We start from the raw sequence: 11,436 nt of genomic DNA on the forward strand, positions 1-11,436 counted from the left end.
TTTATTTCTTTTATAATTGAACCAATGTTGATGATATGATAAAACCTCGTGAATCTTTTAAATTCACATAATAGGTTTTTGCTCCCTTGGGGAGTTTAGCGCATACTGTTTGTTTTCTATCGTCAACTATTGCTGTCATCTTCTGCCAATTACTTGGTTGAGGATGTTTTGCATCTGGTTCTTTTCTATAGGTTAATTCTTCATTTAGATAATATACTGTAGCTTCAGTTATTGGAACTTCAGAAGTATATTTCAAATTTATTCTCCGTCCTTTTGGTTGCTTTACAATTCGTCCAAAAGGTAATTCTGTCTTTTTTAAAATAGCATCTGCAAAAGCATAAATCTCCGGTACTTCTTCTGGTTTCCACCCAGGTGGATGACCATGTTTCATACTAGGATGAATGGTCATGTATGCATGATTTTCAGTTACCTGAAAGGATTTAGAGGTGATGTTCAAAGAAAAATGAGCATCACTATCTCCATTTACCCAAAGCGTAGGAACCGAACCCGTTTTAAATTGATTTGCTGGATCCCAAAATTTCTTCTCCTCTATAAACTTATTATTACTTCTAAATACTCCAAAATGTCCTTTTGATTCATGCAAAAATCCTGCTCCATAAACGGGTATAGCACATTTTAATCTATCATCAATTCCAGATACTAAACTACTTAAAATACCTCCCCAAGAAATTCCTGTAATTCCAATACGGGTTGCATCTACTTCTGGCATTTTAGCCAAAAGGGAATGTGCTATTAGAATATCAGAAACCGCATGATACATCCATTGTTCCGTAAGAGGTACATCAATATCATCAAATTGTCCTACACGTTGTGGACCACTATATTCATATGTAAATTTTCCTTGTCCTGTTTCATTAGGCATAAATCCTTCTAAACTCATGGCTATAGCAGCATATCCTCTATCATTCCAAATTTTTACCCACTCGTGAAATGCCCTTCCACCACCACCATGCACCAAAACCATTGCAGGAACAGGCGTATTACTTTTTGGAATTCCTAAGTATGTAAAAGCTCTTGTTGGTTTTCCTTTATAATCAAGAGTTTCAAAAAACAACGCCTTAATTTCTCCTTGATCTTTAGACGGTTCCCAATACATCTTAGGAGCTAGAAACACTTTTGAATCTAATAACTCATGTAAGTTTTTCGGATTATTTTGTGCTACTAATAAAAAACCAACAGCATAAAACAAAACAAATAATAGTTGTTTTGTACATCTCTGTCTTATATTTCCACAAAATTTTAAAACCATCCTTAATTATTATTGTATGCCCTCTGTTTGCTGATTCCATAATCGATACGGATCATTATGCTCTTTCATTTGAGCAAGCAATAAGGTTTCCATTTCTTCTAATTTATTCTTGTATTTAGGATTATTAGCTAAATTGGTTAACATCTCCTTATTTTTATGATGTTCAGGTAAATATTCATTAGGATTTTCTGCTAGGTTAAATAGTTGTGTTTCACGAATTTCGCCATTCATCATATCATATTTAATTAGCTTCCAATCATCTTTTTTAACTGCACGCATTCCTGGCTTACTACCTCCACTATACACGCCATAAACTATATCTCTTAACGATTGTTCTTTGCCTTCTAAGATGGATTTAAAACTCTTCCCTTGTACTGTTTCTGGTATTTTTATACTTGCCAAATCACATAAAGTTGGTAGTATGTCTAATAGATAAATATTGCCTTTAACACGACTATTTGGTTTGATATTGGGTCCATTGATTATAAAAGGTACTTTCCATGAATGTTCATATAAGTTTTGTTTTCCCATTAATCCATGACTACCAATTGCAATACCATGATCTGATGTATAAATGATATACGTATTGTCTAGTTCTCCCATATCTTTCAATTTACCCAAGACTTTTCCTAATTGAATATCAATGTTCTCAGAAGCGGCATATTCCCTTCCTAACTCATTTTTAATGGTTTGTTTATCTCTTCGTTTCCAAACCCCAGATACTCGTTCTTCATCTCTTAAATTTGGATGTCCATGAAAAAATGGATGTTTGTCTAAGTAATTTTTAGGCAACTCCGGTTGATGAGGATTCAAAGGTGGAGGATTATTTTTATCTGTATGATTTATTGCCCCATACTTTTTTAATAATTCAGGAGTACCATCTCGTGTATCATGTGGATGAGAAAATCCAAAATAAATAAGAAAAGGATCGTCTTCTTTTGTGTTTTCTCGATTACCTAAATAATCTAAAACTTGTTTTGAATGCCATGCACTTCCACTTTCTTCAGTTCCGCCTCTTTTTGTTGCATCTCTAACAACAGTAAATTGCTTATTTGCAGCTGAATAAGAGTTTCCTTTTTTACAAGTTCTCATGGTTTTGTAACCTGCTCTATTAAAAACGGATCCAATAGTTTGTAACTCTAAATTTTCTGGAGCATTCGGATTCTTATTACCTCTAAAAGCGGGTAAATTCCAAAGTGTACGCCCACTCATAATCATGTGTCTGGAAGGGGTACAAACTCCCCCAATCATAGCACCCATATTACGAGCATCATCGAAAACCATTCCTGAAGCGGCCAATTTTTCAATATTTGGGGTTTCTAAAATGGAATTTGGGTTGTACATTTTTAAATCTACAGCAGACTGATCATCTACCAAAACAATTAAAAAATTAGGGCGTTTTTCTATTTTTTTATTTGTTTTACTACTACAACTTAACATCAAGAATGTTAAAATTGTTAGAGTGATATATTTGATAAATTTCATTTTAGCTGTTTTTATAAAATTTTATTACTCAATCAAAGAGATTTTCATATTAATCAGATCTTTTTTTGCAAGGTTCTTTTACTTTTTATTTCAAAATTGATAGTTTTTTTACTGTTTTATGACATCATAACTTATCAACAACAAAAAAATTATATATAATTTAATTGTCAGTATTTTCAGGTGCCCAATTAGGAATTCCCTGTTTTTTTAACTGCTTATTGTAACGCTTTGCAAAAGGTTGATCTTCTGGAGCTACTTTAGGCAAACCTTCATTTACCATTAATGGTTTTACATTTTCCCACCATTTATCGAAAGATTTTTGCAATCCTGCAATTACTTCAGGGTGTTCTGCTGCTACATCATTTTTTTCAAAAGGATCTACAGAAATATCAAAAAGTTCTTTATTATTACTAAAACGCCATTGTTGTGTTCTAACAGCTGACTTTTTAAATTTAAATTGCTCTCTTTTACCATCACTCCAACGACCACAGTGTATAAATAATTCTCTATCTGACCATTCTGCATTAGGATTCTTTATAAGTGGCAACAAAGAACGACCACTTAATTTTTGCATTTTTTTTGGCAACTCAACTCCTGCAATTTCTGTAAAAGTTTGATATAAATCGATATGAGAAACCAATTTATCAATATCAACACCTGTACCTAATTTGCCTTTCCAATACCAAAAAGCAGGTACATGTGTTCCTCCTTCAAAAGGAGAGTTTTTTCCTCCTCTTAAATTGGCATTAAAGTGCTTTAATTTTTTTCCATTCAATTTACCACTTAAATGTGTAGCTCCATTATCTGTCATAAAAATAACAAGTGTATTTTCTAAGGCATTCCAAGATTCTAATTTCTGCATCATTGCACCAAAATTATCATCAATGTTTTCAATCATTCCATAACGTCCTGCTGTACCTTGATCATATCCTAAATCTAGAAAACGTTTTTTATATTTTTCTGGAGCAACTAATGGTGCATGTGGTGCATTTAAAGAAACATAAGCAAAGTAAGGCTCATCTGTTTCATTTTGTTTTTTTACCCATGCCATTGCTGCATCAAAAAACACATCTGTACAAAAACCTTTTGTTTTAACAATCGTTTTATTATGAAGCAACACATTATCAAAATACAAGTTTTCTTCATTCGCTGGAAAATCACCATATCTGGTTTGGCCAATTCCTCCACCACCATGCATCAACACTTCGTCAAACCCGCGGTTTGATGGAAGATATTCTTCTTCATCTCCCAAATGCCATTTTCCGAAAAGACCTGTTTTATAACCAGCAGATTGCAATGCTTGCGGCATTGTAAAAACATCTTGTGACATGCGTTCTCGTTGTAAAATTGTATGCGTTACACCAACTTCAAAAGGACGATTTCCGCTCATAATTGCAGACCTTGTTGGTGCACAAGTAGGACTTACTTGAAAGTCAGTAAAACGTGTCGATTTTTCATAAAAGGCATCAATATTTGGTGTTTTTAATACTTGATTTCCCATACAAGCCAAATCTCCCATTCCTTGGTCATCCGTCATCACCAAAATAATATTGGGTTTGGTATTTTTTAGCTTTTTTTCTTGAGCGTTTGTACATGAAAAAACTAAAAGTAAAAACAAAACTGACAGAATAGATTTTTTAAAATTGGAATAATTCATTGGAATAGATTTAATTTATATTTGTTATTATTTGAGTAAACGATTCTTATTTATATTAACTACTGTGTTTTCAACAATTATTTATCTTCCTCTAATAACCATTCAAGGCTGTTTAAAAGTAACTGCTGAAAATATTTATTTGTTGCGGCTCCTACACCATGACCTAAAGAAGTGTAAAAGACTTTTCCTTTTCCATATTTTCGAACCCAAGCAATTGAAGTTTTTCCTCGTTCGCTGTGTTCTGCTTCTAAAAGAACGGTTGATCCTTCTTGCACGTTTCCTAAGAAATACATTTCATCATATATTTCAAAAGAACCTATATTTTGAGTTATAGAATGGTCTTCTTTTTTTATTTGAACTGGAAATCTGTGAATTGGAGGATGACCAGCAAAATGAGCTCCTAACACTTTATCATATTCTTGACGCTGTACTTTTTCTTTAGCAAAAGCTGCTATTGCTGAATGTAATCCAAGAACTGGTTTTCCTTCACTAACTGCTTTAAGAAATCCATCCAACTCTTCTTGCTCAAGTTTTTTAGGCATTCCATTAAAGATAATCACATCATATTTATCTAATGAACGGGTGAATACACTGTAATCTTCTGTATAAGTTACATAATAATTATGACGTACTTCTAAAAAACGTCTAAGTATAGCAGCTACACTAAGGTGATCATGATAGCTACCTCCTGCAGTGTATAAAATATGTATTTTACCTTCTGGACTTCTATCTTTATAATCGTAAAATTTATTTACCTGACCTTGTAGAATAGAAGCGCTAATGATAAAAGCTAGAAATAAAAATACTTTTTTATAGTCTGTCATCTTATAATTTTTTTAATTGAATATCTTTAAATGCAATTAGAATTTCATGTCTTGCATGCACTTGTAGCGCTATTTTTCCACTCATTCCTACTTGTTGTTTTATATGAATGGCATCGTTTAAAATACCTTGTCCATTAAAGTCTGTAACTATTGTACCGTTTAAAATAGTTTTAATGTGTGTTCCTTTACAAATTATATGGAGTTCGTTCCATGAAGGCTCATCATCTGCGTAATAAAATGTGGATTTGTTATTTGCCACTTCTGGCGAAAGTCCCATTCCTGAAGTTTTAGGATATAACCAATGGTCATAACCATCGGTTTCATCATATAACAAACCTGAGCGATCTGAACGCGGTGGATGAATATCAATTTGAGGTCCATCAACATCATCATCTAAACCGTATTTACTTCTTACTTGAATACCACTATTACCTGGACTGTCTTTATGCGCTTGAATTTTTAATTTCAATTCAAAATCAGCTAATTCTTCTTCATAAAATAACCACAAAAAACCATGATCTTTATCTCCTATAGTATTGCAAACAATAGCACCATCTACCACTTTAAAATAGTCTTTTTCAAGATCTTTGGTTTCTGCATAAAGTTTCCATCCTGCTAAATTCTTAGCATTAAAAATTTGACTAAATACAGGTTTTAGTTTCTTAACTTCTACATCATCAACCATAGCTCCAATACCTTCTTTACCAAAATAAGTATCTTCAAACGAAATCATCATTTTTGAATTATAAGCTTCAACAGTATAAACATACCTATTCCATTTGCCCAAATCAGGTTGAATTTTAGCTTCTAAATTTTCATCTACCTTAAAAACAAAGTAGCTTTCTTGGTCTGTAACTCTAGGTCTTGCTCTTGCATAAAACGAAACTTCATAAAAAGCTCCTTTTTCTACTTCAAATTCTTGAAAGAGTTTATACCCTTTATTATTGGCCAATTCAGCATAATATTCTCCAGTTACAGGAGTTACACCTAAAATGCTATGATGATGTCTTTCCATTAGATCTCCTTCTGATTTCCAAACGGAATTTTCTTGCTCAAAACTGTAGTTTTTCACTAGGTTTTGTGCTCTAATACTTCCTGCTAACATCAATAGCAATAAGAAAAAACATGAAGATTTAAATTCTTTCATTTTATATTTATGAGTAATTAATGAGCAGACATTACACCTTTTTCATCTGGAACACGATTTGAAGTAGTTGTAGCATCTCCATACCAATAAACCCCTACACCATACGCCATATCACAATCATTCCAGCTCCAAACTTCCATATCTAGTTGAAGAGAGCTGCTAAAAGGCATCACGTCTAAAGATCGAGTACGAGTTTCTGTACTATATCCTTTGGTGTTTCGTTCTCCTATAATTGTTTTTCTATTTAATTTATTATACTTGTGACTGTATGGTTGCGCATGAAAAGGATGTTCGTAAAAATCAGTGCTCATACCTCCCCAAGAGTATCCATAATAATCTTCTGTACCTGTACCGAAAATAGAAGGAAAATCTTCTCCATCTACCCATATTTTTTCATCACCTTCTCCCCACCATTTTTCTACAGGATTCATAATTGTTAAAGCATCACCTACATAAACGCCACGGCCTTTAAGAGTAACATAATTCCAATCAGAAAAAGGACGTGTTGGAACAGGGTTTTGCCCTCTCCATGCCGCATTAAAATACATGCTGTTTTCATCCCATTTCCAATCTCCAGTAACTGTATTCAACTCAACATCAACAGGTTGGTTACTTAAGTTGAGTACCGATATTTTAGCAGATTTTTGATAAGGCATTACCCAACGGCAAGACATAGTTCCGTCTTCTGAAACAGTTCTATACCATCCTTGGAATGGATTTAAACCAATTCCTGAGCCAAAAAAATCGCCGATAGGACACCAAACTGTTTCTTTACCGTCAAACTCCATTTTAAGAATAATAGAACGTGTTATTAATGAATCTTGATAATTACCAAGTTTCAATGAAAGTGCACGAACTGCTGCAGTTCCTTTTGGCAATACAATAGATTTTTCCTCTTTAGAGTTTACTGTTTCTTTTAACATTACGGTTGTTCCTTCAGAGGTATTTTCTGGAGCTATAAGAGTTTCACAAACCTGTTTTATTTGGTCTTTTGCTTTATGGAAATCATCCATGGTAAAAGTCTTCACATTTGTTCCTTCAGGATATTCTCGATATGTAAATTGATAGAAAAACGGTCGTTCTGTTACTGTAATTTTACAACTTTTTGCATACGGAATTGGAAAAAACGAAACTGCCGAACGTAAAGATTTATGAGCCAGTGGAAAAGGAATCAAACCTGTTCCGTTTAATAGATTAAGCATATTTCCTTGAAGCGTTGGTTCTGTAGCTCCATCCAAATAAATCTTAATAATACTATTGGTGTTTACTTTTTTCGTAGATCTAAAAGGCATCCAAGTACGTACAATAGCTCCAACCCCTTTATGATCCATTAAAACCCATTCTTTCCGCCCATTATTTTCTTCAATTCTGATAAAATTTTCATGGGAATCATTCGTGTTATTATCCTTGTTATTGAACCATCCTACTGAATCTTTTGGACTTACAGAAGCACGATTATAACTGCTCTCTTGTTTTAAACGAAAATCTTTTTGTGGAAAACTTGCCACCATATCACGATCTATCATTTCGTGAAGAAGTGTCTCTATACTGATATTCTTTTTTGATTGGGAGTAAGAAAATGAGACCGTTGTTATTAATAAGATCAGGCTTAAGATTAATATTTTAGTTATTTTCAGATTTTTCATTGTATACTTTTTAAAATAATTTTTAATTGGCAAGACTAATTTAATTGGTTTCTTTACTTTTTACTTTGATACAATTTTAGTAATGCTTTCATCTCTAATACTTTTTCAGGATAAAGGCTATACAAATTTTTTGTTTGATACAAATCCGTTTTCAAATTGTACAGCTGTGCAAGTGGTGCATTTGCTTTTATTTTACCATCCTTAATATCACTATTAACTTCTCCTGCAAAAGTTATCGCTGCTGGTCCTCCAAAAGAATGTGTCCCTTGTTTTTTGGAACCAAAGCCACCTCCACCTTGAGCACCGATATATAACCAATTTCCTTTACGAATTGCCAAATGAGATTTTCTTTTTGGTGCTAGAAGCACTTCGTCTCTTATCTGCTTATTGGTTTCGCCAGTAATGGCTTTCAATATATTTTTACTATCCTGTCCTTGTCCTTGCTCCAATTCCTGTTCTGTAAGTGCTGCGAAAGTTGCTAACATATCTACATTACAAATCAATTGATTAGACACCTCACCTCCATCAATTTTATTAGGCCAATGCGCTATAAAAGGAATACGATGCCCACCTTCCCAAGCATCAAACTTAAAACCTAGTAAATCACCATTTAATTTGTGTCCATCTTTCCAAGCTTTTTGACCAGTAGCATTAAACATGCCGCCATTATCACTTGTAAATATGACTAAGGTATTATCTGCCTCTCCCATTTCTTCAAGCGTTTGCATAACCTCACCAACAATCCAGTCTAACTCATGAACAAAATCGCCATACAAGCCACTTTCACTAGTTCCTATAAATTGTGGTGCTGGCGTAAACGGATGGTGAATGTTTGTTGTAGCAAAATACAAAAAGAAAGGGTTGTCTTTTTGTTCTTTCATCCAACCAATAGCTTTATCTTTTAAATGGGTTCCTACTTGGTCATCAACATATAATGCATGGGCATTATCGGCTCCTCCAATATCATCCAAATTCATTTTTTCAAAAACTTCTTTTGTATTCGCTTTTTTTCCATACACAAATGGGTCGTCTTCCGTTAATCCAACCACATTATGGTTCTCTACATACACAAAAGGAGGATGACTATTTACCACTGGTACGCCGTAGTAATAATCAAAACCAAGTTCATTTGGTCCAGGGTTTAATGGTTTGTTCCAATCAACGGGCTCTTTTGTTCCAAAGCCTAAATGCCATTTGCCAACACAAGCTGTTGCATAACCTGCCTTTTTTAACACTGATGCTATAGTTTCTTTTTGGGTATCAATTACTAATTTGTCTTTAAGAAAAATAGGTTTGTTTAAATTCCCGTGTCTAATTGGGTATTCACCTGTAATTAAGGCATATCGTGATGGGGTACATACAGCTGAAGCTGAATGCGCATCCGTAAACATTCGTCCTTCTTTGGCTAATTTATCAATATTTGGCGTTTGAAGTTTTGTGGCACCATAACATCCTAAATCTCCATAGCCTAAATCATCTGCATTAATTAAAACAATATTAGGTGGTTTCTGCTTAATCTGAAAAGCAAAAGATGACTGACTCATAATTAAGATTATGCAAAGTCTAAGAACGTTTTTCATACGATATATTTATTTCCTTGTTAATTTGTTTGATTAATAACTGCTATAATTCTTTTAGGTTTTTAGGATACAAGTCTTCTAAATGTAAATATTCTCCTCACTTCTATTTTTATCTTGTATAATGATGCCTTTAGGTCAGGTTTAACTGTATTTTTTAAAAAATACAATTACCAATAATACTATTTCATTAATGTAATAATCTCTACAACAGGATTTTTTCCTGTAGTACATACCACTTTATATTTGTTATTTTTTATCAGTTTTAAATCAGGAACTATTTGAATATCTCCTTGATTATTAATACGATATTGTATTTGATCATTTACACTAAATGAATGTTGTTTTTTAGTATCATTTAGCACAAAATTTACTCCATCAGTTGTAAGTAACAACCCCGTAGTTTCTTTACGTTTTGTATGATGAATAGTAGGCGGAATCCATGTGGGTCCGTTTTCTAAATCTACTTCTAATTCACCATTCAACTCTAAGACAATTACAGGTAATGTTTGATTATAAGTTTCTTCTGGAACAGTTGCTTTTATAGTTGCATTATCTGTATTTTGTGTAAAATCCACAGCTGTATTTGTACCTAATACATACGCCTTATTTACTTTGGTTTTAATCCCGTTTATATTTATGGTCTTATTTTCATCACCAAAAAGATGTAAATAAACCTTTTTTTCTTTTGTTGTGATAGAACCCCATTTATATTCTCCTTTAAAAGGTGAGCCTTTAGTTTTATAAATAGATGCTCCATTAGCTTTTGTCCATTGTGCAATATCTTTTAAACGAACAGTTTCTTCTGGAGTAAAACAGCCATCAGGACCTGGACCAATATTTAATAAAAAGTTTGAATTTCTACAGGCACATTTAGACAACATGGATATCACTTCCTCTGAAGGTTTCCAATTTGAATCATTTTTGTCATAGCCCCAATTATGTCTTAAAGTCATTATAGATTCAAGATATCCTTCAGCGCCAGGAGATGCTAATTCACGATCTCCTAAGTTTTCATAATCGCCAAGATTATTTCCAATACGACTGCTAACAATACATTCTGGCTGGTATTTTCGAACCAAATCATAACACATTTTGTTTAAATCTGCATGTCTTTTGACTCCCATATCAAACCAAATCAAGTCAATTTGACCATAATTGGTAAGCAATTCTTCTAAATGCGTTTTTACTATTTTTTTATACTCTTCTGGCACTTCGGCAGCATTTCTTCTTACTTTTTTATAGTGATACCAATCTTTTTCATGTGAATAATAAATTCCAACACGCATGCCTTGTTTATGACATTCGTCTATATATTCTTTTAACAAATCTTTTTTATAAGCAGACGATTTTACAATATTCCAATCAGAAGCTTTTGTGTCAAACATTGCAAACCCATCATGATGCTTTGTAGTTAGCACCATATATTTCATACCTGCATCCTTTGCCATTTTTACCCATTCTGCAGGTTTATAATCTACCGGATTAAATTGTTGTGCTTTTTTTTCATACGCTTCTTTAGGAATATCAGCTAAAAGGTAAATCCACTCTGCACTTCCACCTCCCATTTCTTTTCCATAATCAATACCATTCCATTCGCCTCCAAAAGCTGAATAAACGCCCCAATGCACAAACATTCCAAACTTAGCATCTGACCACCATGCCATTCTTTCAACCTTTTCAGCCTCTGTTTCGCTCCACACTTTTTCTTGTGAGAAGCTAACTTGAATGATTAATAGATGGATCAGAAATCCTATAACTATTTTTTTCATAATTCTGTATCGATATTAATTCTAAAATTGATTTTAGTTGGGCGTTTATTTTTGTTTT

General features: G+C 33.2%; 8 protein-coding genes. All 8 read right to left on the reverse strand.

Annotated elements, in window-relative coordinates:
• Window positions 1-10: 10 nt before the first annotated feature.
• Window positions 11-1,270 carry an alpha/beta hydrolase family protein gene (locus ACSHW5_RS08165; RefSeq protein WP_435675629.1) on the reverse strand — a complete coding sequence of 420 codons (1,260 nt, stop codon included), beginning with the start codon at window positions 1,268-1,270 and terminating at the stop codon, window positions 11-13.
• A 9-nt stretch (window positions 1,271-1,279) separates the two neighbouring features.
• Window positions 1,280-2,755: a sulfatase-like hydrolase/transferase gene (locus tag ACSHW5_RS08170; RefSeq protein WP_435675630.1), complete on the reverse strand. Its 1,476-nt coding sequence runs from the start codon at window positions 2,753-2,755 to the stop codon at window positions 1,280-1,282.
• A gap of 160 nt (window positions 2,756-2,915) precedes the next feature.
• Window positions 2,916-4,412: an arylsulfatase gene (locus ACSHW5_RS08175; protein ID WP_435675631.1), complete on the reverse strand. Its 1,497-nt coding sequence runs from the start codon at window positions 4,410-4,412 to the stop codon at window positions 2,916-2,918.
• Window positions 4,413-4,489: 77 nt separating this feature from the next.
• On the reverse strand, window positions 4,490-5,236 hold the full coding sequence (locus ACSHW5_RS08180) for a ThuA domain-containing protein (RefSeq protein WP_435675632.1): 747 nt from the start codon (window positions 5,234-5,236) through the stop codon (window positions 4,490-4,492).
• Window position 5,237: 1 nt separating this feature from the next.
• Window positions 5,238-6,383 (reverse strand): 3-keto-disaccharide hydrolase, encoded by a 1,146-nt coding sequence (locus ACSHW5_RS08185; protein WP_435675633.1) that lies wholly within the window; start codon window positions 6,381-6,383, stop codon window positions 5,238-5,240.
• A 17-nt stretch (window positions 6,384-6,400) separates the two neighbouring features.
• The gene (locus ACSHW5_RS08190; RefSeq protein ID WP_435675634.1) at window positions 6,401-7,909 is read right to left on the reverse strand and encodes a glycoside hydrolase family 172 protein; all 1,509 of its coding nucleotides are present in this window, start codon (window positions 7,907-7,909) and stop codon (window positions 6,401-6,403) included.
• A gap of 173 nt (window positions 7,910-8,082) precedes the next feature.
• Window positions 8,083-9,573 (reverse strand): sulfatase family protein, encoded by a 1,491-nt coding sequence (locus tag ACSHW5_RS08195; RefSeq protein WP_435675635.1) that lies wholly within the window; start codon window positions 9,571-9,573, stop codon window positions 8,083-8,085.
• 215 nt (window positions 9,574-9,788) lie between these two features.
• Window positions 9,789-11,378 (reverse strand): alpha-L-fucosidase, encoded by a 1,590-nt coding sequence (locus tag ACSHW5_RS08200; RefSeq protein ID WP_435675636.1) that lies wholly within the window; start codon window positions 11,376-11,378, stop codon window positions 9,789-9,791.
• Window positions 11,379-11,436 lie beyond the last annotated feature (58 nt).

This window comes from Polaribacter sp. (assembly GCF_051251875.1).
Taxonomy (GTDB): domain Bacteria; phylum Bacteroidota; class Bacteroidia; order Flavobacteriales; family Flavobacteriaceae; genus Polaribacter.